Raw genomic sequence first — 25572 nt, 5'->3', positions numbered from 1 at the left:
GGAATAAGTCAGGGACAAAAGCTAACCGCTTCAAAAGAGCAGCGACGATGGTGGCGAATCATGCCCAGCAAGAAAACGAAACAGGCTAAATCCGACAAGCGAGCGGGTGTGTTCGATGTCGCGCGAGAGGCTGGCGTTTCGGTCGCAACGGTGTCGCGGGCCTTCAATTTGCCCGATCTGGTAAGCGACGACGTTCGTCTTCGGGTTCTTGCGATCGCACAAAAGCTCGGCTACGCGGCCAACCCCGCCGCCAAGGCGCTGCGCTCACGCAAGTCGCATATCGTCGGCGCCGCTATCCCGACCTTGGACTACGCCATCTTTGCCAAGATGATAAATCACTTCCAGGACGCGTTCGCGCAGCACGGCTACATGACGATTGTGGCGACGACGGGTTTCGAACACGCCAACGTTTTCGAAAAGGTCAAAACCCTGGTTGATCGGGGAGCGGAGGCGCTTTTGCTGGTGGGAGCAATCGAGGATCCGGCATTGGTGCACTATTTGAGAAAACCGCATATCCCTGTTGTAACGACATACTCGTATATTCCTGAAGAAATAGTCCCGTGCATCGGATTCGACAATTACGCCGCCACGCAGAGTGCGATGGAATATCTTGCCGATCTTGGGCACAGAAATTTTGCCATGATCGCTGGCAACCCCAGAGGTAGCGATCGCCAGCGGTCCCGCATTTCTGCCTACAACGATTTTATTACTCAAAGAAAATTGACAGGCGCGGCGAATGTGATCATTCGAAACTTTACCATCCGCGATGGCGCGGAAGCGATACGCGCAGTCCTGGAGAAGTATCCCGACACCACCGCAGTGGTTTGCAATACCGATGTAATGGCCTTTGGCGCCCTTAGCGAAAGCCGCAGGCTGGGAATCCGAATTCCCCAGGATATCTCGATAGTCGGATTCGACGACGCCGAATATGCCGCTCAACTCGACCCGCCGCTGACAACGATCGCGGTTCCTGCTGAAGAAATGGGGCTTGTGGCCGCCGAAATGCTCCAGTCTTCACTGGCGACTGGTGAGCCACCGCGCTTTGTCAGGCTGGATTCACATCTGATCGTGAGAAGATCGGCTTGTCCGCCACGGGCGATGAAGCAGATCCGTGTTGCAGCCGCAATGTGAGCGGTCAGCTCTCTGGCCCGGTCTCTGCCACGCAGGCGGTAGCCAAATGCAAATGAGAGGTGAGGATATGGCCCGGATACAGCTTCCTGCTCGTCCGTCGGTCATAATATTCGACTTTGACGGCGTCATCCTCGACTCGGCCGAGATCAAAGCTCAGGCGTTCGCTGAGATCTATTCCGATCATGGAGAGCAATGGACAGAGGCCATCCTCGACTATCAGCGCGAGCATGGCGGGATTTCACGTCGGGAAAAGTTCAGATATTTCGACCAGGAGATCTTTGGCCGCGCCCCGACGGAGGAACGGCTGGCTTTCTTGTCGACGCAATTCAGCAGCATCGTCCTGGAGAAAATCCTTGTCGCGGCTTTAATTCCTGGCGCCCGTGAGTTGCTTGAAGCGGCATCGGGCCACTCCAGGCTTTTTGTCGTATCTGGAACGCCGCAGGATGAATTGGTCGAAATCGTTCGCCAGCGTGCATTGGACACCTATTTCGAGGCCGTCATAGGCGCACCAACGACGAAACTTGAGGCCTTCAGCCTGATCCTGTCAAAGGGCCCACCGCGCGAAACCATGCTGGCAGTCGGCGATTCGTCGACGGAGTGTCATGCGGCAAGGGAGCTGGGCATCCCATTCCTCGGGATCCGGGGCGGCCCCTGCCCCACCGCCTTTCCGGACAACATCGTGACTCTGCCTGACCTAGTAGACGCCAAAAAACTGCTTGGCTTTGACGTGTCCTAAACAGGTAGCCGACCAACTCGCTGCTCCCCCCGTTAGCTCGGAAGAACTCCTGCCCCGTCGCAAAAGTGCGTCTTTACTGCCAGTTTGCACATTCACGTGAAAACGTATACATTGATCGGGCTCGCGAGGGAAAGCCGAAGGCCTAAGCCTGAATCCGCAATGTCATAGACAGCATCACAGATGTGATGCGCTCAGTGCCGCTGCTGGTTTAGCCCATGCTGCTATATTCCGGCTTTGCGATCGCCGGCGCGCCGATCGCCGTGTTTGCAGCTGGCACGCTGGCACGCACGAGATGCAGTTCGCCCGCGAGGTCGCCGATCAGGTCGCTTCTTTCGATAATGGCGTGATCGCCGAGAATGGGCCGCCGGAGCAGATCTTCGGTAATCCGTGTTCAGACCGCTCTTCGCGCCTTTAGCGGCCGCCCAAAGAATTGAGTTTCTGGCCAGTTCCAAGCCGCCAGCCCGCGGGCGGCTATCCGCTGGCTAATGCTGGTAAAGCAGTTGCCTGATCTCCTGATAGATGTCGCGTGCCGTTCGGTCCGCCGTGATATCGACGAGGTCCCGAGGTCGAGCGAAAGGGATCGAGAACTCCCTGGCGATCTTGCCGTCTTTGAAGACCAGGATACGATCGGCCAGGGTGATCGCTTCGTTCAGATCGTGAGTGACGAAGACAACGCTTTTCTTGTCAGCAGCCCACATGCGCACGAACTCCTCGTGAAGCGATTGACGCGTCTGTGCGTCGAGCGCCGAAAAAGGCTCGTCCATCAATAGGATCTTCGGCGAAGGCGCCCAGGTGCGTGCGAGCGCCACACGCTGCCGCTGGCCCTGCGAGAGCTGACTCGGATAATTATCAGCAAAGCGCTTCAAACTGACAAGGTCTAGATAGTCTCGAGCCAAGGCCCGTCTTTCGCTTTTTCCGAAACCGCGCACTTCCAACCCGAACTCCACGTTCTTGATTGCGGTTCGCCACGGCAGCAAAGCGTCGCGCGCGAACATGTAGCCGAGCTGTGGACGCGCGGCGACAGGCGGTTGGCCAAGCACGCTCACCTCGCCGCTCGTTGCAGTGTGGAGCCCGGCCAGGATATTGAGCGCAGTGGTCTTGCCGGAGCCGCTGCGTCCGACCAGAACCAGGAACTCCCCCTCTCGCAGTTCCAGTGACATATCGTCCAGCCCCCGCACTGGTCCCGACGGGGTCTGGAAGTCCATGACGAGGTCGGAAATCCTGGCGGCGACGCGGTCGTTTCCCGCGGCAGGCGATATGCTTGGTGCCATCGTCTTTTGTCCTCGCGGTTTAGAGCGCTCGCGCACCGAGCAGATAGCGTTCGAGCAGAGCCATCCCGGCGTTGAGCAACGAAGCGATCACCGCCAGCACGATGCAAACGGCGTAGACCCCTTCGAGCTGAAAAGTGCCGGCATATCCCGCGATAAGCTGGCCGAGCCCGACCCGCGATGCCAATATCTCGGAGGTCACGACGCCGAGAAGCGAATAGATGATGCCAAGGCGCAGCCCGGCGAAAATAGAGGGCACGGCGCTGGGCAGCAGGATTTTCATGAACATGTCACGCTTGGAAATATTCATGACCGTCACCATCAGCCTGATATCGCGGTCGACGGTGCGAATGCCGGCGCGCGCGTTGACCATCAGGATGAAAACCACGACGCTGAAGGCAAGTGCGATCTTGGCTGCTTGGCTGACGCCGAAAAGCAGTATGAAGACTGGAGCGAAGGCGATGCGCGGCATGGCGTTGAACGCACTGACATAGGGGTCGAGAAGTTCCTCCACCCTGGGAAACAGACCAAGGCCGATGCCGACGACAACCCCAACAAATGAGGCCAGCACGAAAGCGACCACTGTTGCCTCGACCGTGGAATAGAGCGCTGGCACCAACGTGCCGTCGGTGGCGATCTGGATAAAAAACCAGAACACCTGGCCGGGACTTCGCGCAATCAGCGGCTTGACGACGCCGGACATATAGACGAGTTGCCAGAGCGCCAAAAAGGCCATGCCGACGCCGATCTGTCCCGCAATTCGCTTGAGCCGCGCGACATGCCGATGAAAAGGCGCACCGGCCTTCCCTTTTGAGCCCGATGAACCTGTCCCGGCGACCAACTGAGGCGCTCTCAACCTGAAGTCAGCCTCGCGCAGGGCTGATACGCATTCGTTGTCCAATCTGGAACAAAAGCGGCATATTTCTTCATGCCTTCCCAGCGCTCCTTGGTGAGCTTGGCATTGAAGCCCGATTTGTAGACGTCGATCAACTCCTTGGCCTTGCCCACATCGAGCTTGAGCGTCTTTGCGGTGAAATCGACCAGTTTTTGTTCGTTCGCCGGGTCTTTCATGTAGCTGATCGTCTCGATGACCGCCTTGCAGAAGTTCTGTGCAACCTGGGGGCGGTTTTGGACAAAATCCGAATTGGCGGTGAAAACCGTGAACAGATACTCGGGATCGAACACCTTGTTGCGCGTTGCTTTGAGATCGACCAGCACATCGAGATTGTCCGTACCGATCAGGGTCGAGCTCGGCGGAATGCTGGCCATCGCATCAACCTGGCGGTTGGTGAAAGCGCCCGCCGCGCCATAGCCCGTGCCGATCGCGATGAAGGTGATGTCCTTGTCGGGATTCATGCCCGCGTCCGTGAACATCTTGCGCACGTAGAGCTCGGTTGCGCCTCCGCGACCGGCAACGCCAATCAGCTTGCCCTTAAGATCGTTCAGGAAAGCCGGGTAGCCCTTCTTGATGTCGACCCCGGCATCCTTGCGCGCGATGAAGGTATAGTCGATGTCATAATTGCCCAACAGGACCGTCAGCGCCGCACCCTTCTGGATGGCCGGAAAGATCAGGGCCGCGCCGACATGCGTGATGTCGGCCGAGCCTCCAACCACCGCTGCCACCATAGCCGATCCGTTGGCGCCCTTGACGTAGTTGATATCGAGGCCGTGCTTGGCGAAGATGCCGACCTGGGAGCCGAACTGTGGCACGAACGCGTCGAGCGTTTCGATCGACGTGGCAATCGTGACGGTATCTGCGGCCTGCGCGGTTCCGGTCTGTATCGGCACAGCCATCAAGGCTGCAACCAAGGCGGCGAGCGAATGCAATTTAAGTCTGTTTCGAAATCCACCCATTTGCTGCTCCCTTTTTTACTGGCGGCCTGCGAGCCGCGCCTTACCAAACCTTGAAAGACAGATCCTTCCTTCTACCGGCCTCGCTCTTTGATCGCTGCCTTCGCGAAGGCTATCAGGCGCCTCTCGACGGCGAAGTGGGGCACATCGTTGATGATGTCGTGAAACCCGTCTTTCACGATGAGCGCCGTGGCGTTCTTGAGTTTCGAGCGGACCGCGCGCGCATGCCTGGCCGGAGCAATCACATCCTGGTCGCCATTGATCAGCAGCACGGGAAGGTCGATCTCGGGGAGGTTCGCGATAAGCTCTTCGCGCGCCCTGTGCATGGCCGCCCGCCGCGCCGCCGTTCTTTCCGCCGTTACGCTGAAGCCGAATGGATCGGTCGCCAGCATGTCTAAATAGAATGGGTCGCGGGTGACTTCCGGCGCCCCCGGTATGGCAACGGTCTCCGGCTGGATCAACGTGCCCGTGACGGCCAGCCCCAGGCACCGGCGCTCGCCGCGAGCGATCAATAGCGCAGCGGCAATGCCGCCGAGAGAATGGCCGACGAGAACCAGCGGCAGGCCGGGAGCGTCCCTGGCGGCTATGGAGATCAGACGTTCGGCATTGTCGACTAACGAATCCATCGACGCCACCGCGCCACGTTCGCCATAGGAAAGGCCGTGTCCCTGCTGGTCAAGCGCCCACATGGCAAGGCCACTGGCGTTGAACGCGCCCGCAAGGCGATGATAGTGGCCGCTGTGCTCGCCAAAACCATGGAGAAACACGATACCGCCGACTGGCTTCTGCGCATCCCATCGACGGTAGTAGCTTTTTCCATGCGCGGTTTCGAAGAACGGCATCTGGACAGCCCTTCGGCAAATTTGACCCGAACGGGTCACTCAGCTGGAGAGGCCGACGCTCGAGAGCATCGGCCGTGTGTCATATCAATCCGGCAGGATCCGGATGTCCCCGACTTCCGTGTTCCGAATGAACTTGACGTCGGCACTGGCATAGCCTCCGACCAGAGCGATATTGCCGTGGACGCTGTAATCTCCTGTACGGATGATTAACTTGCTGGCGTTGCGGATCGCGTACATCGACGGCCGGTAGGGCACGGAAGTGACCCGCTCCTTCCCGAAAGTGTCGACGACGAATTTGTACTTGTGGGGACTCTGCGCCTCCATCGGCTCGGCAACGATAGCCCGCTCGATGTCACCATTGTCGCGCAGCAGCGGCAGCAGTTGCTCGATTGAGACCAGACCTGGGGCAATCCCAAGGTCCACGATCGGCACCTGCACGGAGGAAGCGATGATGCCGCCCGCGTCGGCAATGAAGATCACCTCACCATGGCGAAGCGTGGCCAGAGCCGCTGCGATCGTGCCGTTGATGATGCGGTTGTCCGCGCCATATTGCATTTCGCATTCCCCTCCGGCGAGCTACTTTATCGATAATATTATTCGTCACTTTTATCGATAATGTCAATGCTGTCGCAAGGGCCGGACAGCCGGCATGCTATTTCTGGCGCGGCGAATGCATCTCGCCTGGAATTGCGCGGCCATTCTTGGCGAGGGACATGAGGACTTGAAGCGGGTCGCCGGGGTTCGTTTCAGCGCGACGCGCTTTAGGATGTAAGGTGCTGAAGATAGTAATCCCGGAAGGCTCGGATGTGATTGCGAAGGGTTTTAACAAGAGTTTTCTGGTCGCCCTTCTCTATCGCTTGAATCATTGTCAAGTGATCCTTGGCGCCTTTGGAACGTAGATCTTTGCTCTGCACAGAATTTGTGTGGATTAGATGAGACAGAAGCGAGTGATGAGTTATTGCTTCGAGTAGGAACTGATTCTCACATCGTTGGTATATCGTCTCGTGGAGAAGATTGTTCTGTAAATACATTTCAGCAAGATCGTTGTTTGCGATCGCCCTCTCGTGATCCGAGACGATGGCCTTCAACTTTCGCACGAGTTCCTTTGCCGCTGGCTCGGTATAATAGCTTATCGCCTTCAACTCGAGGCACTCACGGACTTCATAGATTTGCCATATCTCGGATGCCGTGAAACTCCGCACCTGCACGCCGCGGTTCGGATAGCGAACGGCGAGACCGAGGCGAACGAGTTCGTCGAATGCCTTGCGGACTGCATGGCGAGTTGCCCCGGTGGCTTCAATGATGTCATCTTCGATGAGGCGCACGCCGGAACGATACCTTCCGGAGATAATGCCCTTTTGAAGGCCCTCATAGACGGCCTGCCATTGGCCGCCGCGGCCGCCTGCTTGCGTGAGATCTTCGCTTTTTTCAGTTCTCATGACAGTCCATCAGAGTTGCGAGCGATGCGACACACCATGACCATTTCATAGCGTTGAGCCGGCAAGATCGCCAGAATCGACGGCATCTTGCCCGCAAGATCGATTGGATCGCAATCGCGCCTGGAAAGGCATGCTCCCGCTGCCTAGTTCAAGCCTGCCACGCGCCAGATCTCCGCCTGCAAGTGAGAAGAGTACCTGCCAAGGATATCGACAAAACCGAATTTTTGTGTAAACGATTTCAGCCGCCGCTACGATCAACCCCGAAAGAGCGCACGATGACCACCAAGCTTCTGAGGCCGAGAATACTGAACCAAAGGTTGGCAGCGGCATTGGCTGACTTGCGTCATGGCGAGTTGATATTCATTGCCGATGCAGGCAGCGGCACGTCAGCCAAGGCGCTGCGTTCGTTGGCACCTGATGTGGAGATCCTCGACCTGGAGGTCGTCACTGGCGTCCCATCGATCGACGATCTCATTCCCGTTATCTGCGACGTCGGCGATATAGAGGCCTGCATTGTCACCAAGGACATGCGCAGCGCGAATCCCGACGGCTTCGCTATGCTGTCCAGGCTTTTCGACGAGAAGCACATCTACGAAGTGCCCTATATCCCGGATTATTACGACCTTCGCGACCGCTGCAAGCTGTTCGTCCAGACAGGGGACTATCGCGTTCATGCCAATGTGATCCTCGTCGGAGGCTATCCGAGTGCCGACATTCCGATGGACATGATCCTCAACGGGCTCGCCCCCTAAAACGAAGTAACCCGAGAAAAGATGGTCGATGCCGAGGTTTGAGGGCGCTTTTGGAAAGGTCTACTACCGCCACTGGGCTCCGCCGAAGCCCACTGCGCAGATCGTCTTTCTGCATGGATATGGCGAACATAGCGGCCTCTACCACCGCTTCGCCAACTCCTTAAATGCCCGGGGACTCGGCGTATGGGCGCTTGATGCGATCGGACACGGGCTCTCGGATGGCGAGCGGGGCAATCCCGGCTCCATGGCCGATCTGAGAAGGAATGCCGAGCACCTCACAGAGATAGCGCAACGGGAAGACCCCGGGCTTCCAACGGTACTGGTTGGACATTCGATGGGCGCTATGACGGCGGCTGCGATGGTCATTGCCGGCGCTGGTCCCTTCCGCGGGGTGGTGCTCGGCGGCATGCCTGTCGAGGGGATCAGCCAAGAGCAAGAGCGCCAGGCTGAACAAGGCATGATGTCGCTTGATCCTTTCTATCTCGACGAACTGGAATTCGACCCGCTAAAGTTCGATGCAACGATGGCTTTTGTCCATCTAAGAAGCGTCCTGTCGGCGCCGGTCTGTGAGCATATACAGGCCGGATTGCTTGAACTCAGCCTTCCCGTGCTCATGATCAGCGGGGACAATGACATCTTTTGCCCTCCTGATCTCGCGCGGCGCTGGGCGTCACGCATTCCAGGCGCAAGGCATCACCTGTTCGCCAATACCCATCACGATCTCATCAACGACACGAGCCATGCCGACGTTGCGGACGTTGTTGCACAAGCCGTGATCGGATGGACGAGTGGTACGCAAGCCGGCTGATCCGCCGGACGCCGCGCGCTGATACGCCGGTCGGTGCCGCAGCACACGTGCGATGGTTGTTCGTCGACCGCCATGTCGCGCCACGGACGAGGCCCCCATAGCCTGAAACACACCAACCTCTTTGCGCTTGACACCGTCGTCCTAGCGCGCCATTTTGAAAACGTTTACACGCATCCACGGAAGACCGTCGCAGAAACGGCCCGATATTGATGCGTAAGGCGATGGGAGCGCGTCCAAGGGCGGAGGCCGGAACTTTCAAAATAGCAATCTCCCAAAATGACGGAGCACGGCCGAAGCCATGCTGCAAGCCCTGTTCCGAAACTCGGATGATGCGGCGGACCAGAGAGAGAACAGCGAAAATGGAAGGATCTCGTAATGCTTAGGAAATTCGTTGGGAAAATTCGCATGTCAGCGCTGATGTGCGGGTTCGCGGCATGCATGGCGCTCACGCCTCCCGCCGCGGCAGAAGATCTTACCGGCAAGATCTACTTTATCATGCCGGACTTCACGACAGTCCGCTTCGAGCAGTTCGACAAGCCGGCCTTCTTGAAGGCCGCCAACGAACTGGTGCCGAACATGACAGTCGAGATTCTCAACTCAGAAAACAACGTGCAGCAACAGACCTCGCAGGTTCAGGCCGCTATCGCCAACGATGCCAAAGCAATCGTCATGGTTGCCGTCGATCCAATGCAGACGGCGGGCACCTTGGCTCTGGCCGAGCAAGCCGGGATCCCGCTTATCTGCACCATTCACGCTTGCACCGGCGGGCCTGCCTACGCCTACCTGACCGCCCCGTTCGTTGAAATCGGCCAGAAGCAGGCGCAGGCGGCGGCCAAGGTAATCGAGGACATGAACGCCAAGACCGGCAAGCCTGTCCGGCTAGCCAAGATATACGGCGACCCCAAGTTTCCCTTCTACGGCGACCAGGTGAAGGGCATTGGCGAATATCTCGATCCGTTGATCAAGGCCGGCAAATTGGAGGTCGTTTGTCAGGCGGATGCCCTGCTTTGGCTCCCGGCCAATGCTCAGACTGCGATGGATCAGTGCTTGACCAAGACCCACAATGGCGTCGATGCGATCTTCTCCATGAATGACGACACCGGCGGTGCGGCGCTGGCTGCGGTGGAAGCCGCCGGGCTCAAGGGGATCAAGCTGTTTGGCGGGTATGATGCCACTCTTGCCGGAGTGCAGCGCGTTGCTGCGGGCTTGCAGGAGATGGACATGACGGTGGACTACGTCGCCATGAACAAGCTGGCTGTTCAGTTGGCGGTGCACGCGATGAAGGGGGAAAAGATACCCGCTAACCTCGTCGCGACGACGTTCGACAACGGCTACAAGGGAGGCATTCCCGAGGTGGACGCGCCAAATAGTGTCATCACCAAGGATAACATCCAGAAATCGGTGGTCGATACGGGTCTTTATACCAAGGAGCAGATCTGCGCCAAAGGCGTGGCGGCCGACTCCGCCTTCTGTCGCGGCTGATGCAAAGAAGCGGTAACAACAAGATGGCCGCCATGAACGACGACGCTCCAATCCTGTCTCTGGCGGGAATTGGCAAGCATTATGGCGGCATCACCGCCCTTTCGGGGGTCGATTTCAACGTCCGAGAGGGGGAGGTCGTGGCGCTGGCCGGAGACAACGGCGCTGGAAAGTCGACCCTTGTCAAGATCATCAGCGGGATCGTTTCCGCCGACGAGGGCAGGATACTGTTCAACGGGCAAGAGGTGTCGCTGAGGAAGCCGCAGGATGCGGCGGATCTGGGCATTCAGACGGTCTATCAGGACCTCGCGCTTTGCGACAATCTTGATACCGTTCAGAACCTTTTCCTGGGAAGGGAACTGCATTCAGGGCTGCTTCGGGGTGCAAAGCTCTCGCGACCGCTGATGGAATCTCGTGCTCATACGGCGTTGTCCAGTCTCAACGTGAAGATCAGGGACTACAGTGTGTCCGTGGGACGGCTTTCTGGCGGCCAGCGCCAGTCTGTGGCCATCGCGCGCGCGGTTCTGTCGAAACCGCGAGTGATCCTGCTCGACGAGCCAACTGCCGCACTTGGCGTGGCCCAGCGGGCGGAGGTGATGGCACTGATCGCGCGTCTTCGCGAGCAGGGTCTGGGCGTGATCCTCGTCTCTCACGATCTGGGCGACGTGCTGGACATTGCCGACAGGATCGTGGTCCTGCGCCTGGGGCGCAAAGCCGCCGAGCGGCCGGTCGCGGAATGGACAAGGAGCAGCCTGGTCGCAGCCATAACCGGCACGGACCATTGAAGGGATGCAGGCTATGAACCCCACCAAACAAAACGTTTCCGCCGCATCGGTGCCTGCGAAAATCAGTTTCAGGCAGAACCTGCTTGAGGCACTGTCGACAAAATGGCGTGTCGTCCCGGTGCTGTTGTCGCTGGCTCTCATCTGGGCGATCTTCGCCTCGCAATCTCCAGTGTTTCTGTCGGCGCGCAACCTGACCAACCTCGCCGATCAGATCGCGACCACAAGCATCGTGGCGCTCGGGCTCGTCCTGGTACTGGTCGTTGCCGAGATCGATCTTTCGGTTGCCGGTCTCGCGGCCGTGTGCGCTGGCATTGTCGGCGTGCTCGTCGTCAACATGGACGTCGGCTTGTCGATCGCGCTGATCATCGCGATTGCCATCGGCGGCCTCTACGGTTTGCTGCAGGGTTCGATGATCGTCTATAGCGGCGCACCGGCCTTCATCGTCACGCTCGGCTTCTCTCTCATGCTGCAAGGTGTCCTGCTGATTCTGCTTCCGGCGGAAAGCGGCCTTGTTCCCCTCGCCGGGACCGATTTGCAGTTCCTGGCCGCGTATCGCCTGCCAACGACCGTCAGCTATGCCTTGCCCACGGCGGTCGGGCTGATAGGCCTGGCCATGCGATGGAACGATCACCGCCAAAGAGTGGCCTATGGTTTGTCATCGAACCTGATGCGCTCCGTGGCCATTGGCGTCGCCATCATTGTGGCCAGTCTGGCGGTTGTCGCCATTTTTAATGCTTATCGAGGCGTGCCTCTGACCGTTGCCGTGCTTGCGGGCCTGATCGCTATCTTGTCCTACGCCACCACCCAGACTCCATTCGGCGTTTGGCTCTACGCCATCGGCGGCAACCGCGAGGCGGCACGCCGCGCCGGCATCCCCGTGAACTTGATGAAGATGGCGGCATTTTCAATTCTTGGCATGTTGACGGCGCTCGGCGGAGTCGTGGCTGCGGCCCGGGTGCTGGGCGTCTCCCCGGCGTCCGCTGACCAGAGTCTCTTGCTGGAGGCAATTGCGGCGGCGGTCATCGGCGGAACGAGCCTTTTTGGCGGCCGCGGCAGCGTCTGGGCAGCTATTCTTGGCGCCCTCGTCATCGGTTCGATCGCAAACGGCATGTTCCTCATCAACGCCAGCACCCAGTTGCGCTTGCTGGTTCAGGGCGGCGTGCTCGTAGCCGCGGTCATAGCGGACGCGCTCATTGCCAGGAGCGGGTCTTCGTCGTCGCGCTAAGACTTGGCCGCCCGCCTGCTGTAACCACGTTGGAGATCATCAAGATGTTGATCGGCTATGCCGATAAACTTTCCGTCGATGCTGGCGACCATGTCGAAATCAAAGTCAGCGCTGAAGGCGCCTTCAGGTCGCAATTGGTGCGCCTGCGAGGAATGACAGAAGGTGCTGCCGGTCTCACGGTTGCCGAAGAACCGGCGCCATCCAACAGCAATGGTCAGCACACCGGCCGGGTGCAGGCACTTCATCCGGGATCGTTCGTCGATGTTGCCTTGCCGAAGATCGATTTCGCCAAGGGGGTCGGGGTCGGCCTGTGGGCGAAACCGACCGCGCCAGGTCATCTTTGCCAGACGCTGTTCAGCCTCTCGGACGATAGCTCTGTCACTCGCATGATCCTCGAACTCGATCGGGCCGGCCGGCCGGCGCTGTATCTGCGATCGTCGAACGGCGCGGTCACGACGGTGTCCTCACCCGATCCGCTGCCGAAGGGGCGTTGGGTGTTCTTGAAGGCCGTCTACTACCCCGGCGAAGCGGACCTGCGCCTGACCGCCGAGGAACAGACCGGCACGCACTTTTGGTCCACGCCGGTCGTCGTAGCGGAAGGATCAGCCGCACGCTTTCGCGTCGGCGCAGCGCATGCCGAAGACGGCCGCGCGACGGACTGCTTCAACGGATGCGTATCCGATGTCAGTGTTTTTGGAGCGTCGCCGAAGCAGCCTATCCTGCAATGGGACTTTTCCAGGCAAATGGACAGTGACATCGCGGTGGACATTTCTGGGGCCGGGCGGCACGGACGGCTTGTCAACCGGCCGTCTCGAGCGGTTCTTGGTCCTGCATGGGACAAGAAGACCATCCGCTGGACCGACGACCCGGCGCAGTGGGATGCATTGCACCTGCACGATGACGATCTCGATGACGTGCAATGGAGCACGGACTTCGAGATCGAAGCTCCCGCCGAAAGCGGGATATATGCCGTTCGCCTGAACCAGGGTGAAACCAGCTACTACATCCCCTTCTATGTTCGCCCGGGCGCGGTCAGGAAACGAGTCCTGTTCGTCGCTCCAACGAACACTTACCTCGCCTATGGCAACGAGCATCTTTGGGAGGGCGAGCGCGGAATTGCCCACCAGAAGATGATGAGCTTTCCGATCGTACTGGACAAGGCGGAAACCCTTCTTCAGCAGATGCCTTCCCTCGGCAGATCGCTGTACGATCGACATTCGGACGATAGCGGGGTGATCTATGCTTCGCGGCTGCGCCCGCTGACCAACATGCAGCCGAACTACATCAACTGGCTGGCCGGCGGTCCAAGACATTTCTCCGGCGACTTCTTCATCACCGGTTGGCTGGACAGCATCGGCATCGAATTCGACGTGGCGACCGATGAGGACGTCGACATTTTGGGCAAAAGCCTGCTCGACGCCTACGACGTGGTCCTCACCGGGAGCCACCCGGAATACCCCACTGTGGCCGAATTCGACGCTTTCGAAGATTACGTCAAGGGCGGCGGCAAGCTGATGTATCTCGGGGCTAACGGATTTTTCTGGGTCACGAGTTACGTCAACAAGCTGCGCACCGCCATCGAGGTGCGGCGGGGCTATGCGGCCCAGCGCAACTGGACCTCCCATGCGGCTGAGCTTTATCACAGTTCGACCGGCGAGATGGGCGGCGCCTACAGGCACCGCGGCCGTGACCAAAATCCGTTCCTTGGGGTTGGCATGGCCGCCGCCGGATGGGGCCCCGCCTCGGGCTTCACGCGAACGCCGGAAAGCTATGCCGAAGCGGTGGCGTGGGTCTTCGAGGGTATTGCGAGCGAAACGATAGGCGAGCATGGCTATTTGTTGGGTGGCGCCGCCGGCGATGAGCTCGATCACGCAGATCCAGCGCGCGGGACGCCCGACAGCACGGTCGTGTTGATGTCGTCCAGACATAACGATCTCTTCTTCCCCAGCCTCGACAGCGTCACAGAAGTCGCACCAAATCAGCAGGGTTCCAAAAACCCGCATGTGCGCGCCGACGTGGTTCTTGTCGAACATCCCGGAGGGGGCAAGGTATTCTCTACGGGCTCTATCTGCTGGGCAGGCAGCCTGGGGACAAATAGCTATGACAACGACATCGCGAGATTGACCACCAACGTGCTGCGCAAGTTCTTGGCAGAGTGAGCGCGACTCCGAAATCTGTCCGGCATGCGGGGCTATGTCCTTCACCGTGAAGTCTGTCGCCGATCGCAACTTGCTAAAAGGCTCGGGTCGGACATCGACACGCTGCCGTGTAGAAGCAGAGATAAGTATTCGCAGCCCAGTTAAGACCTACAACAATTATCGGGCCCGCATCGCAAATAGGACTTGCCGCCGGTCAGGTCAGGAAGACGGCAGCCTGCCAGACGGTGTCCTTCCGTCAGCGAATGCGGTTGCCCTCTGTGTCAAAAACGCGGGCGCGCGTCGGTTGGAAGCGCAGCGTGATCGTCTCGCCGAAGCGCGGCTGATCTTCGCGGCGCTCTGCAACCACCGTCTCGCCGCTCGGCAGCGCGCCGTGTACGTAAGAGGTGGAGCCCAACCGCTCGGTCACGTCGACGGCGAGAGGAAGCGCAACGCCGTCCTTCTCGTCAAGATGTTCCGGCCGGATGCCGAGCGCAACCGTGCGGCCACTCTCCAGTCTTGCCTCGAGATGCGAGATGTCCACCCTCGCCTCGCCGGCCGTCAGTGCCTTGCCATCGTCGACCACCGTCGCCTTGAGGAAGTTCATGCGCGGCGTGCCGATGAAGCCGGCGACGAAGGCATTGTCCGGATCGTCATAGAGCGAGAGCGGCGTGCCGGTCTGCTCGATGCGGCCGGCCTTCAGCACCACGATCTTGTCGGCAAGCGTAAGCGCCTCGGTCTGGTCATGCGTGACATAGAGCATGGTGCGGCGGATCGACTGATGCAGACGCTTAATCTCGGCGCGGAGCTCGGTCCGCAAGGCGGCATCGAGATTGGAGAGCGGCTCGTCGAAGAGGAAAAGCCGCGGGTCGCGCACCAGCGCCCGGCCGATGGCGACACGCTGGCGCTGGCCGCCGGAGAGCTCGCGCGGCAGCCGCGCCAGCAGCGGCTCGATCTGCAGGAGACGCGCGACGCCCGCGACCTTCTCGTCCGACGTCCTGCGGTCGAGCCCGCGCATCTTCAGCGGAAAGGCGATGTTCTGCGCCACCGTCATGGTCGGATAAAGCGCGTAGGACTGGAACACCATGGCGACATCGCGGTCACGCGCCGGCAGATCGGTGACGTTGCGGTCGCCGATGACGATGGTGCCGGAATCGATCGGGTTGAGGCCGGCGACCGCATGGAGCAGCGTCGACTTTCCGCAGCCGGACGGGCCGAGCAGCACGACGAACGACCCTTTCTCCACCTCGACCGAGACGTCGTCCAGCACCTGGACCGCGCCGTAGGATTTCGAGACCGACCTGATCGAGAGTTGCGCCATCTGATCTTCAGCCCTTCACGCTGCCGAGCGTCATGCCGCGCACCACCTGCCCCTGCACCAGCATGCCGAGCACGATCATCGGCAGCATGATGAGGGTGGCGGCGGCGGTGAGCGCGCCCCATTGGATGCCTTGGAATGTCAGGAACGAGGTGATCGACACCGGCAGCGTCTGGGTGTCGCGGCCGGTGAGCACAAGCGCCACGAAGAACTCGTTCCAGGTGAACAGCACGCACAGGATCAGCGTGGCTACGATGCCGCCGCGCGCGGCCGGCAGGTAGACATGCCAGAAGATCGAAAACTCGCGCGCGCCATCGACGCGCGCGGCGTCGCGCAACTCCTTCGGAATGTCGTCGAAGAAGGTGATGAGCAGCGAGATGGCGAAGGGCACGTTGACGAAGGCATAGGCGGCGACGAGCAGCCAGTGCTTGTTCAGCGCGCCGATGCGGGTCGCCAGATAATACATCGGGACGACGAAGAGCAGCGCCGGTGCGATGCGCAGGCTCAAGATGAATCTTTCGCGCGACCGCCGCAGTTCCGGTGGCTGCTGCGCCAGCCCGTAGGCGGCGACCGACCCGATGGCGACGGCAAGCGCGCTGGACAGGATCGAGACGAGGAAGGAATTGGCGAAGGCGCTCAGGAAGGCGCGATTGGCGAACACCGTTCGGTAGTTGTCGAGCGTCGGGCTGAACAGCCAGACCGGCGGAATGGCGAAAGCATCGCGCGTCGTCTTGAAGGAGGTGACTACGACCCAGTAGAGCGGGAAGAGCACCGCGATCAGAAGCAGGACCAACCCGAGATAAAACAGCGCGCGCCTGCCCATCAGCTGTCCCCCGTCTTCGGGAAGAGCACGCTGTACATGGTCAGCAGCGCGACATTGGTGAACACGGTCAGGATGATGGCGATGGCCAGGGCATAGGAGATGTCGAAATTGGTGAAGGCGACGATATAGCCGTAGTAGTTCAGCGTCTCGGTCGACAGCGCCGGGCCGCCGCGCGTCATGATGTAGAAGAGATCGAAGGCCTTGATGCTGTCGATCGCCCTGATCAGGGCGACGATGGCGAGTGCGCGGCGCAACATGGGAAGAAGCACATACCAGGTGACCTGCCATTCGCGCGCGCCGTCGACGCGGGCGGCATTGAGAGGATCGGTGGGCGCCGATTCAAGCGCCGCCATCACCAAGAGGATGACGAAGGGCGTCCACTGCCAGATGTCGGCGATCAGCACCGAAAACAGCGCAATCCGCGGACTGCCAAGCCAGTCGACCTGGGAAATGCCGGCCAGCGACAGAAGATAATTCGCCATACCGGTGGCAGGGTCGAACAGGAAGCGCCAGGTGAGCCCGACGACAACCGGGGTCATGATGATCGGCACAAGCAGCAGCGTGCGCACCAGCCGCTTCATCGCGAAGTCGCGGTCGAGGAAGAGCACCGCCGCAAGACCAAGTGCGATCTCGATCACCGTCGCCAGCACGGTGAATAGCACCGTGCGCCAGAGCGCGGCCATGGCGCGTGGGTCGCCGAGAAAGCGGACATAGTTGTCGAGCCCGACAAATTTTTCCCGCCCTGCCCGCATCAGCGAAAGATCGTGCAGCGATATCCAGATGACGAACAGCGTCAGCGCCACTGAGGCCACCGTCAGGCAGACCATGATCGGCTGGAAGAAGTGCTTTGTGGGATCGGACGCTGCGGCCACGGGTCTCATCGGATCAACCTGAGAATTTCACCCTGCCGCGCACAGGGAGCGCACGCGGCAGGGCACGCCACCCGACCCTTAGCGGGTGAGCGCGGCGTTGTTGGCGTCGTCGGCTTCCTTTAAGGCGTCGGCCGCACTTGCGGTCCCGGCGAGCGCCTTGGAGACGGCAATGCCGGTGTTGTTGATGATCTCATTCGCCTGCTCGACCGTCGGCAGATACTGCGGATTGCCGGCGTTGATGGCGGCGATCATGCCTTCCTTGAAGGCGCCGTAACGCTTGCCGAAGCTGTCGCTGTTGAGGGCCGAGAGCGAGGTCACGCCGGAATTGGGATCGGTCTCGATCGACTTCAGCTGCTGCTCCTTGGCGGTCGCCCAGGCAGCGAAAAGGGCAGCGGCCTCCTGGTTCTTCGACTCGGCCGAGACATACATGGAATGCACGGCGAGCGAGGACGAGCCCCCCTTGGGCGAGGCCGACTTCATCGGCACCGGCACGTAGCCGACCTTGCCGACGACCGTCGAGACGGCAGGATCTTCATTATAGGCGCCGTTGACGGTGGCATCGAGCGTGATCGCCGCCTTGCCCTGCTGGAAGAGCAGCCGGTTTTCCTCCCAACCGAAATTGGCGACGCCGACCGGGCCGTAATCCTTTAGAACCTTGGTGAAGGCGACGAGCGCGGCGACGCCTTCGGGTGTGGCCAGAGCCGACTTGCCGTCCGCGCCAAGGAACGACCCGCCGAAGCCCCACAGATAGGCCGCCCAGACATAGACGCCCTGGATGCCCTGCTGGCCGCGCATGGTGATGCCGGCGACCTGCTTGTTGGTCTTTTCCGAGATGGTTTTCGCCGCGTTCTCGATGTCCTCGAAGGTCTTGGGCGCCGCCAATCCATATTGCTCGAACAGGTCCTTGCGATACATGACGAAAGTGCTCTCGCCATAGACCGGCAAGCCGTAGACCTTGCCGTCGAGAACGTTGGTGTTGAAATAGCCCGGCACGAAATCGGCCTTGTCGAAATTCTCCTTGTGCTTGGCCAGGAAATCGTCGAGCGGCACGATGTAGCCGGACTTCACGAAACCCGGCAGGTAGATAATGTTGTTCTGGACGACGTCGTAGCGGCCGGACTTGGACGAGAATTCCAGCAGCTCCTTGGCGGTAATATCGGCCTCGGGTACCACTTCGATCGCGACATCGATGCCGGTCTTCTCCTTGAACTCCGGCAACATCTTCTGGATGGCGTCGGTGGTCGGGTGGCCTTCGAGCAGCACCGAGATCTGCACGCCATTGAAAGGCTTGTCGTCGGCCGAGGCCGGCGCGGCCATGGCGAGCGCGGCGGCGGCCGCGCCGAGCATCAGTAGATTGCGTCTGTTCAGCATGTTTTCGTCTCCCATTCTTGGGCCGTCTGGCCTCGTTGCAACAGCGCCGTCGGTTTATTGAGCTCAACCGAGGCGCACGATTTCGCCGCTCTGCGCCGACTGCATCATGGCAAGGGTGAGCTCGAGCGAACGAAGGGCTTCCCGTCCGGTGGCGATCGGCATCGCCGCGCCGTCCAGCCAGGCGATGAGGCCGTTGAGCTGGCGCGCGAGGTCGCCGTCGAAGCGGCCGTTGATGAGGGGCCAGTGCTGGGTGTCGATCTCGCGCGACCCCTCATTGCTGGCGAAATAGAGCCCGCTGTCGCCGCACTGGACTTCGAAGGATCCGTCGGTGCCGATGAGCTCCATGCGCGCGTCGATCATGTGGCGCGCGCCGGACGGTAGCGACCAGGCGCTCTCGAAATTGACGACCGTGCCGCCGGAAAAGCGCACGATTGCCGCGAGGCTGTCCTGCGTGCCCGAGGCGCCGAGCAGCTTGTCGGTCTGCTGCGCATAGACCGACACCGGCTGCTGGCCTTCCAGCATCCATAGCACCATGTCGACGTCGTGGACGGTGACATGCAGCGCCAGCGGCAGCTTGCCGCCATAGCGCTTCGGGCCTTCGGTGCGAGCGCTGTTGCGGCGGGCATAAATGTGGATCGGCTCGCCGAGCCGGCCCATGGTCATCAGCTCCTTGGCGGCGGCGTAGCGCGGGTCGAAGCGCAGCAAGTAGCCGACGCCGAGCTTGACCTTGGCCGCCTCGCAGGCGGCGATGATCGCCTTGGCGTCCTCGACCCTGGAGGAGATCGGCTTCTCGACGAAGACGTTGATGCCGGCCTCGGCGACCGCGACTGCCGGCGCCAGATGCAGGTTGTCGGGCGTGCAGATCGAGACAAGGTCGAGATCGCGTTCGCCCGACAGCAGCGACTGGTGACTATCATAGACCTTGCAGCCCGTCGCCTTCGCCGCCACGGCCTCGGCCAGCGTGCGGTTGGGGTCGACGATGGCCGCGAGTTCCGCTCCCAACATGCCGGCGAAGATGCCGGCATGCATGGAGCCCATGAAGCCTGCGCCGATGACGGCGACGCGGCGACGCTTGATCATGTCGGGTTCCTTTTCAGTTGCGGACGGGCGCTCCGGGCGGCGACCTCGTCGGCGAAGCGGCGAGTGATGGCGTCGGGCCGCGTGATGGCGCCGCCGACGACGATGAAGCGGGCGCCGAGCTCGAAACAGCGGACGGCCTCGTCTGGCGTCCAGATGCGGCCCTCGGCGACGAAAGGCAGGCCAGCGCGAGCAAATTCCTCCATCAGCGCGAAGGCGGGGCCGCGCTGGTCGCTGGAATAGTCGGTGTAGCCGGCCATGGTGGTGCTGATGAGGTCAGCGCCGGCGTCGAGCGCGCGCTTGCCTTCATCGAGCGTGGCGACATCGCCCATGGAGAGCCGCCCCCTCGCCGCGATGCTGGCGAACATCGCCTTCGACGCGGCCGGACGCGGCCGGCTGGTGGCGTCGATCGCGACGATATCGGCGCCGGCCTCGATGACGGCGGCGACGTCGTCGAGCGTCGGCGTGATGTAGACCTCGGTGTCGTCACGCCTGACCTTGATGAGGCCGATCAGCGGCACCTCGACCGCGGCGCGGACGGCGTCGATGTTGGCCGCGCCTTCGATGCGCACGCCAGTGGCGCCGCCCAACACGACGGAGCGCGCCATCGCGGCGATGTGGTCGGCAGCGTCGAGCGGCAGGCCGGACTCGGCTTGGCACGACACGACCAGCGTTCCATCGAGTGTGGCGAGTAAATCGCCCTGCTTGGCCTGCACCGGGGCATCTCCTGGAAGAGCACTACCCCTCCAACCAAGCGCAGATAAAAGTTTTTGTCAATAAGTTATGTTCGATGAAAATTTCCGTCATCGCTCTTCGAACGCGCCAGCATCGCCGCGCCAAGCAGGCCGGCATCGGCGCCCGCACGCGCGGCGACAATGGGACGCCGGTAGACGCGCGGCAGGTCGAGCGAGCGCGCCTGAAGCGCCTCGATGAAGCCGTTGGCGAGGCCGACGCCGCCGCCGACGGCAACGCAGTCGACATCGACCGAGGCCGTCAGGTCGGCAAATGCGTGGACCAGCGCGACGACCGCGCCGGCGATGATTTCCGCGGCAATGCCGTCGCCTTGTTCCGCCGCTGCGAACAACTCTGGCGTCGCAACCTTGCGGCCAAGACGCGCGCTGCCCGCCCGCGCCAGGGCCGTACCTGAGGCGACCGTTTCCAGGCAACCACGCCGGCCGCAGCCGCACAGGATGCCGCCGGGTTCGGAGCGCGTATGCCCGACATGGCCGGCAAGCCCGGTGGCGCCGCTTTCCAGCCGACCGCCTATTACCAATCCGCAGCCGATGCCGGTGGAGACGGTGAAGAAGGCGAAGTTGCGAAAACCCTTGCCGGCGCCAATCGTGAATTCGGCCCAGGCTGCGGCCTGGGCGTCGTTGACGACCAGTGGCGGCGTGCCGAAGGCGCGCTCAATCGCCGAGGCAATCGGATAGCCGTCCTCGATTGGCAGGGTTTCGGGGTTCAGCGCCGTCAACGCGCCGTTGCGAACGATGCCGGTGGTAGCGACGGCGACGGCGCCAAAACCGCTTTTCGGCGCAAGCTCGGCGATGGCTGCTACTAAGTCGTCGCCCATGCCGGTGCGCGGCGTCGCCGCCTGCCGGCGATTGGCGATCCTGTCGCCGCTCAGTTCGGCTGTCGCTATCTTGGTCCCGCCGATATCGATGGCGAGCACCGGCAAATCAGAAGCTGCGGTCACTCACGACCTCCGCCGTGCGGCTGAGCTCGACCAGCCGCTTCGGATCCTGCCTGGTCATCTCGGTCACCAGCGCATCGACGATGAGCAGCTGGCTGATCTTCGAGGGGAAGGCGCCGCCGGTGAGCGGCGTCTCCGGCCAGGAGGCGATCAGCGCCAGGTCGCAGGCGGCGATCAACGGGCTCTTCGAGCGGTTGGAGATGCCGATGACGAAGGCGCCTTTGGAGCGGGCGAGTTCGGCCACGCGCACGGCATCGATCGTCGAGCCGGAGCTCGAGATCACCACCTGCACCGTTCCAGGCTGCGCCGTTCCCGCCGCCATGACCGCCAGATGCGCGTCGCCCAGCGCGCGGCTGAACTTGCCGATGCGGGTCATCTTGTAGGCAAGATATTGCGCCGTGACTGCGGAAGCGGCGATGCCGAAACACTCGACCGTGGTCGCGCCCAGCAGCTTGCGCGAGGCGGTGCCGATATCTTCCCGGACGATCAGCTGCTCGGTTTCGCGAAGCGAGGTGATCGCGGTTTCCACCAGCCGCTGGATCTCGTCGGAAGGCAGGCCATTGTCCCTCGACCGCTCGTCGGTCGCGAGCTCCTTCGCCAGCGCCAGCTTGAAGTCCTGGAAACCGGAAAAGCCCTGATCGCGGCAGAAGCGCATAACGCTCGCCTCCGACGATCCGGATGCTTCGGCAAGCTCGGTTATGCTCTGGCGCAAGGTGGCGTCGGGCTGCGCCAGCACCGTCTCGGCGACGCGCGCCAGCGCCGGCGTCATATCGCCCGCCGCCGCTCTCAGCGAGGCTATCAGCGCATGTGTCATGAAGTCCCCTCAAAGGTTCTCGGTCCGAGCATGATCTTATCCAAAAATCGTCCTCACTCTTGGGATCATGCTCAAAAATGCTCCGCTACCCACGGCGGCGGTCCCGCAAACAGCTGGTCACAGCGGCGTATGCCAGCCGAGTCGCCGGCCACGAGGCCATACCGCGCGAGTTTCGAGGCGCTGCGAAAGCCCGTGAAGAGCTGGACAAAGGCCGGCGCATGCACGCACACGACCGGGTCGGACGCTACAGCCCCCTCGCCCACCTCGGCGGCGCCTTCGCGAACATCGATTGCGAGTGACTTATCGCCGATCCGCAGCGCGAGCTTTGCCTGGTCGACATGGTAGCCGCGCTGGCGCAAGGCCGCTGCTGGATCGAGCGCGCGCAGCAACCACTCCTCCTGATGAGCCAGCCGCCAGCCCTTATCCGGCATCGCCGCCACCAAATCGTCCTGCGGGGCGCCATGCCAGCGTACAGCCGGGTACACCGAGCGGAAGCGGGCAAGAAAGGAAAGCAACCCCTGCACCGCATCGGGCGAAGCGGCAAACCAGTCCCGCACCTTCAGACAGGTTTTGTCGCCCATGTCGAGTATCAGATAGGCGGCCTCGCCTTCGGCAAGATAGGCCGCGAGAGCGTCGGTCGGCGCGCGCCGCAACTCGTTCCAGTGCGCGGCGCCGCGATCAAGCAACCCGGATTCGGCAAGCGTCTTTGCAACATAGGCTACGGCTAGGCGCGGATCGTCGAGCTCGACGCGATCGAAGGCAAGCCGGCTTGCCGATGGCAGGGCCGCCGTGGCCGCCTCGTAAACGATCTCATGGCCGGCAAGCTCGAATCCGGCCTTACGGTAGACCGGCCGCGTCGAGGCAAAGAGCGTGGCGATCACGGCGCCGTTGCTCTTCGCCTCGTCGCACAGTGCATCCACAAAAGGCACGGCGAGTCCCTGTCCACGTCGTTCCGGCGCAATCGCCACATGAACGATGTTGGCCGCCTGCACGGACTTTCCATGGAAGACATGCGCCGTCTGAAGCAGCCCCGCGCACACCACCGGACGGCCGTCCCCGCCGCGAATGAGCCGCAGCGTTTCGAGCCCGATGTTGGAGATGTATTCGTGCGAACGTGCCGTGCTGAAACCGAAGGCCCAACTTAGCAAGCTGGCGATGTCGACGACATCCTTGGTGGTCGCCATGTCGAGTGTGAAGTTTTTTTTCATATCTCATCCAGCTATGACGCTTTTCATCATAGCGGGAAAATGAGGACACGCAATGGGGGCTGCTCAACCTCGACAAATTTTGCGTCGGCACCGCTTTAGCGATGGGCTGCAAGGCGTTGAGGTAGTTATTTCAGTCGCTCGATTTTGGCTTGGTCGTCTCCGCTCTTAGGACGCATCATGATTGGGGGCCGCGACCGGCATGAGACGCAAAGCAGCTATTCGGAGAAGATAAATGCAGTCGTCGAGAGGACCGCATCAGCTCGTTGAATCAACTTTGGCGAACTGCTTCGTAACCAATTGACTAACAACGATTTTGTTATTCGCTGAGGGTCATCAGGTTGACGACGCCTCTTGTGATCCAGTCACGATCAGCTCCATGCAAAATATCAAGGACTTTGCCGTGAAGAGCCGCATTGGCTGCTGCGACGATGCAACCACCGCGCTCCGCGGGGTCCCCCGTCCCAGCCGGTGACCGTTCCCCGGCCTTCTCGATTATCGGGATGAGGGCGACGTGCCGTCAGGGGAAGAAAGTCGTGAGCTGCCATTGCGCCACCGACGATCGAGGCGAACGCCGCCCTTCAGCCCAGAAACACCCATCGATGAGACCGCTCCGGTGTGCTCACTACGCTGGATCGAGGAAGCTTTTGGCGGCCGTAACCTACCGCGTCGGCAAGTGGCGTTCTGCTCGAAGCAACGCCCCGCTCCCCCAGGCATGCGTGTTCGCTTCACCGATGAGAGCCTTGCGAGTGACGCCTAGCGACTTGCTTCCAATCCGCCCTGCAGAAGTCGCCAATCGGACTTCCAAGGCAACATCAATCTAGCGAAACTCGTCCGAGGCAGCCCCACCCGACAGCCAGGTGCAGGCGACGACGCCGCTGAACCGGTATTCCTCTGTACGTTCGAAGTGCTGTGCTCCAGTCTTCCGGAACACGGGTTTGCCATTAGGGGGTCGGAACAAGAATTGTTCCCGCAAACACGATAAGATCGAACGAAGCACGAACGCGCGTGATTGATCTGAAGACTAAGCTGCCGGCCATTTACGGAGCGATCTATGACGGTGCGGATGTGGTGATGCTATCGGCAGAGTCTGCAACCGGAGCTTATCCGGTGGAAACTGTCGAAATGATGAGCCGCATCATCGAGAAGACGGAGAGGCACAAGCATTACAGGCTGATAGTGGAGGCGACCGAGCTGGAAGTCGCACAGAGCCCTCCTCATGCGGTTCCTTCCGCCACAGCTGGAGTAGCAGCCGCACTCAAGGCGCCAGCGATTGTCGCATATACCGCCAGCGGGACGACGGCATCAAGAATCTCGCGGGCGCGCCCTCCCGTACCGATTCTCGCATGTCAGCTCAGCTCTATTGGGGTGTCGTCAGCCTGCGATCCGAGGACATCGCTGATTGCGAGAACTCGATCGAGCGGGCGGAGCAGGCCGCGCTCGATGCGGGACTGGCGAGACGATGTGAGTACATCGTCGTCGGCTTCCCCTTCGCCCAACCGGGTAGCACCAACAATCTCCGCGTTGCGCAAATCGGCACTCGCTAGAGGTTTCGCGATCAGAGGAATGAGAGCGGCATGCGCGTGCTGGCGATGTGCTCGGGCGGCAACAGCAGCTATCTGTGCTGGCAGGAGTCAAGATTGAAGGCGGGCTAAGTCGTCTTTCAAGCGGCCGGAATGGGGCCAACTGCAGAATGACAGCGTCCGGCCCCCCAAATGCCATAGCCATTCGGCCTGGGCTGCACCGCCCTCCTCTGAATCAGCGTCGCGCGTTGTACTTGGCGTCGACCTGATCGATGGCGGCGACATTGCCGGCCGACCGCCCCTTTGGATCGAACGTCTCCTTCAGAAAGGCATCCGCGATCGACTTCGCCAGCTCGGGCCCGATTACCCGCGCGCCCATGGTGATGATCTGGGCGTTGTTCGACAGCGCGGCCCGCTCGGCCGAGTAG

At 61.2% G+C, this 25572-nt stretch carries 25 protein-coding genes and 2 pseudogenes; 10 read left to right on the top strand and 17 right to left on the bottom strand.

Annotated elements, in window-relative coordinates; genetic code table 11:
• The first annotated feature begins 60 nt into the window (after positions 1-60).
• Both A9K66_RS04615 and A9K66_RS04610 read left to right on the top strand, forming a co-directional pair.
• On the top strand, positions 61-1131 hold the full coding sequence (locus tag A9K66_RS04615; protein WP_067320687.1) for a LacI family DNA-binding transcriptional regulator: 1071 nt from the start codon (positions 61-63) through the stop codon (positions 1129-1131).
• A gap of 67 nt (positions 1132-1198) precedes the next feature.
• Positions 1199-1867 (top strand): HAD hydrolase-like protein, encoded by a 669-nt coding sequence (locus A9K66_RS04610; protein WP_067320684.1) that lies wholly within the window; start codon positions 1199-1201, stop codon positions 1865-1867.
• Between the two features lie 482 nt (positions 1868-2349).
• On the opposite strand, the gene A9K66_RS04605 is transcribed toward A9K66_RS04610, so the two are convergent.
• From A9K66_RS04605 to A9K66_RS04580, 6 genes are all read right to left on the bottom strand, one after another.
• The gene (locus A9K66_RS04605) at positions 2350-3072 is read right to left on the bottom strand and encodes an ABC transporter ATP-binding protein (RefSeq protein ID WP_197507445.1); all 723 of its coding nucleotides are present in this window, start codon (positions 3070-3072) and stop codon (positions 2350-2352) included.
• Positions 3073-3157: 85 nt separating this feature from the next.
• Positions 3158-3871 carry an ABC transporter permease gene (locus tag A9K66_RS04600; protein ID WP_067320244.1) on the bottom strand — a complete coding sequence of 238 codons (714 nt, stop codon included), beginning with the start codon at positions 3869-3871 and terminating at the stop codon, positions 3158-3160.
• A gap of 116 nt (positions 3872-3987) precedes the next feature.
• Positions 3988-4929 carry an ABC transporter substrate-binding protein gene (locus A9K66_RS04595; RefSeq protein WP_197507444.1) on the bottom strand — a complete coding sequence of 314 codons (942 nt, stop codon included), beginning with the start codon at positions 4927-4929 and terminating at the stop codon, positions 3988-3990.
• A 131-nt stretch (positions 4930-5060) separates the two neighbouring features.
• A complete protein-coding gene (locus A9K66_RS04590; RefSeq protein ID WP_067320237.1) occupies positions 5061-5828 on the bottom strand; it encodes an alpha/beta fold hydrolase in 768 nt (255 codons plus the stop codon).
• 84 nt (positions 5829-5912) lie between these two features.
• Positions 5913-6383: an RbsD/FucU domain-containing protein gene (locus A9K66_RS04585; protein WP_067320235.1), complete on the bottom strand. Its 471-nt coding sequence runs from the start codon at positions 6381-6383 to the stop codon at positions 5913-5915.
• A 206-nt stretch (positions 6384-6589) separates the two neighbouring features.
• Positions 6590-7267, bottom strand: a complete 678-nt coding sequence (locus A9K66_RS04580) for a GntR family transcriptional regulator (protein WP_067320234.1) — start codon at positions 7265-7267, stop codon at positions 6590-6592.
• 275 nt (positions 7268-7542) lie between these two features.
• On the opposite strand from A9K66_RS04580, the gene A9K66_RS04575 reads away from it, so the two are divergent.
• The 6 genes from A9K66_RS04575 to A9K66_RS04550 all read left to right on the top strand — a co-directional run bounded on the left by A9K66_RS04575 (position 7543) and on the right by A9K66_RS04550 (position 14475).
• The gene (locus tag A9K66_RS04575) at positions 7543-8019 is read left to right on the top strand and encodes an RbsD/FucU domain-containing protein (protein WP_280944305.1); all 477 of its coding nucleotides are present in this window, start codon (positions 7543-7545) and stop codon (positions 8017-8019) included.
• Between the two features lie 28 nt (positions 8020-8047).
• Complete coding sequence (locus A9K66_RS04570) at positions 8048-8827, top strand: alpha/beta fold hydrolase (RefSeq protein WP_067320233.1); 780 nt, start codon at positions 8048-8050, stop codon at positions 8825-8827.
• 405 nt (positions 8828-9232) lie between these two features.
• Positions 9233-10309 carry a sugar ABC transporter substrate-binding protein gene (locus A9K66_RS04565; protein ID WP_067320232.1) on the top strand — a complete coding sequence of 359 codons (1077 nt, stop codon included), beginning with the start codon at positions 9233-9235 and terminating at the stop codon, positions 10307-10309.
• A 32-nt stretch (positions 10310-10341) separates the two neighbouring features.
• Positions 10342-11091, top strand: coding sequence for an ATP-binding cassette domain-containing protein (locus tag A9K66_RS04560; RefSeq protein WP_067320677.1), 750 nt, complete (start codon positions 10342-10344; stop codon positions 11089-11091).
• 13 nt (positions 11092-11104) lie between these two features.
• Positions 11105-12316, top strand: a complete 1212-nt coding sequence (locus A9K66_RS04555) for an ABC transporter permease (protein WP_197507442.1) — start codon at positions 11105-11107, stop codon at positions 12314-12316.
• A gap of 44 nt (positions 12317-12360) precedes the next feature.
• The gene (locus A9K66_RS04550; RefSeq protein ID WP_156751005.1) at positions 12361-14475 is read left to right on the top strand and encodes a N,N-dimethylformamidase beta subunit family domain-containing protein; all 2115 of its coding nucleotides are present in this window, start codon (positions 12361-12363) and stop codon (positions 14473-14475) included.
• Positions 14476-14710: 235 nt separating this feature from the next.
• On the opposite strand, the gene A9K66_RS04545 is transcribed toward A9K66_RS04550, so the two are convergent.
• The 10 genes and pseudogenes from A9K66_RS04545 to A9K66_RS30985 form a co-directional block, all read right to left on the bottom strand.
• Positions 14711-15772 carry an ABC transporter ATP-binding protein gene (locus tag A9K66_RS04545; protein WP_067320222.1) on the bottom strand — a complete coding sequence of 354 codons (1062 nt, stop codon included), beginning with the start codon at positions 15770-15772 and terminating at the stop codon, positions 14711-14713.
• A 7-nt stretch (positions 15773-15779) separates the two neighbouring features.
• A complete protein-coding gene (locus tag A9K66_RS04540) occupies positions 15780-16592 on the bottom strand; it encodes a carbohydrate ABC transporter permease (protein WP_067320218.1) in 813 nt (270 codons plus the stop codon).
• The gene (locus tag A9K66_RS04535) at positions 16592-17473 is read right to left on the bottom strand and encodes a sugar ABC transporter permease (RefSeq protein ID WP_067320215.1); all 882 of its coding nucleotides are present in this window, start codon (positions 17471-17473) and stop codon (positions 16592-16594) included. The genes A9K66_RS04540 and A9K66_RS04535 overlap by 1 nt, the downstream gene beginning before the upstream one ends.
• Before the next feature lie 69 nt (positions 17474-17542).
• A complete protein-coding gene (locus A9K66_RS04530) occupies positions 17543-18835 on the bottom strand; it encodes a sugar ABC transporter substrate-binding protein (protein WP_082953726.1) in 1293 nt (430 codons plus the stop codon).
• Between the two features lie 63 nt (positions 18836-18898).
• Positions 18899-19915 (bottom strand): Gfo/Idh/MocA family oxidoreductase, encoded by a 1017-nt coding sequence (locus A9K66_RS04525; RefSeq protein WP_067320212.1) that lies wholly within the window; start codon positions 19913-19915, stop codon positions 18899-18901.
• Positions 19912-20628, bottom strand: coding sequence for an N-acetylmannosamine-6-phosphate 2-epimerase (locus A9K66_RS04520; protein ID WP_067320209.1), 717 nt, complete (start codon positions 20626-20628; stop codon positions 19912-19914). The genes A9K66_RS04525 and A9K66_RS04520 overlap by 4 nt, the downstream gene beginning before the upstream one ends.
• Positions 20629-20693: 65 nt before the next feature.
• Entirely contained in the window at positions 20694-21605 is a 912-nt protein-coding gene (locus tag A9K66_RS04515) for an N-acetylmannosamine kinase (RefSeq protein ID WP_082953694.1), read from the bottom strand.
• On the bottom strand, positions 21589-22416 hold the full coding sequence (locus A9K66_RS04510) for a MurR/RpiR family transcriptional regulator (protein WP_082953693.1): 828 nt from the start codon (positions 22414-22416) through the stop codon (positions 21589-21591). Before A9K66_RS04510 ends, A9K66_RS04515 begins: the two co-directional genes overlap by 17 nt.
• 71 nt (positions 22417-22487) lie before the next feature.
• Entirely contained in the window at positions 22488-23600 is a 1113-nt protein-coding gene (locus A9K66_RS04505) for a GNAT family N-acetyltransferase (protein WP_245307387.1), read from the bottom strand.
• 340 nt (positions 23601-23940) lie between these two features.
• A pseudogene (locus A9K66_RS30985) lies at positions 23941-24132 on the bottom strand (hypothetical protein); the annotation flags it as partial.
• 563 nt (positions 24133-24695) lie between these two features.
• Here A9K66_RS30985 and A9K66_RS30980 point away from each other — a divergent pair.
• Together A9K66_RS30980 and A9K66_RS30975 are read left to right on the top strand one after the other, a co-directional pair.
• Positions 24696-24914 (top strand): annotated as a pseudogene (locus A9K66_RS30980) (pyruvate kinase); the annotation flags it as partial.
• A 53-nt stretch (positions 24915-24967) separates the two neighbouring features.
• A complete protein-coding gene (locus A9K66_RS30975) occupies positions 24968-25168 on the top strand; it encodes a pyruvate kinase alpha/beta domain-containing protein (RefSeq protein WP_067320199.1) in 201 nt (66 codons plus the stop codon).
• A gap of 211 nt (positions 25169-25379) precedes the next feature.
• Here the strand turns inward: A9K66_RS30975 and A9K66_RS04495 are convergent.
• On the bottom strand, positions 25380-25572 hold a 193-nt coding region (locus tag A9K66_RS04495; RefSeq protein WP_197507441.1), incomplete at its 5' end, for an RpiB/LacA/LacB family sugar-phosphate isomerase.

The organism is Mesorhizobium sp. AA23 (assembly GCF_001672435.1).
Classification (GTDB): domain Bacteria; phylum Pseudomonadota; class Alphaproteobacteria; order Rhizobiales; family Rhizobiaceae; genus Mesorhizobium.
Note: the sequence above shows the minus strand (reverse complement) of the source record. Positions and strands in the feature narration are given on the sequence as shown.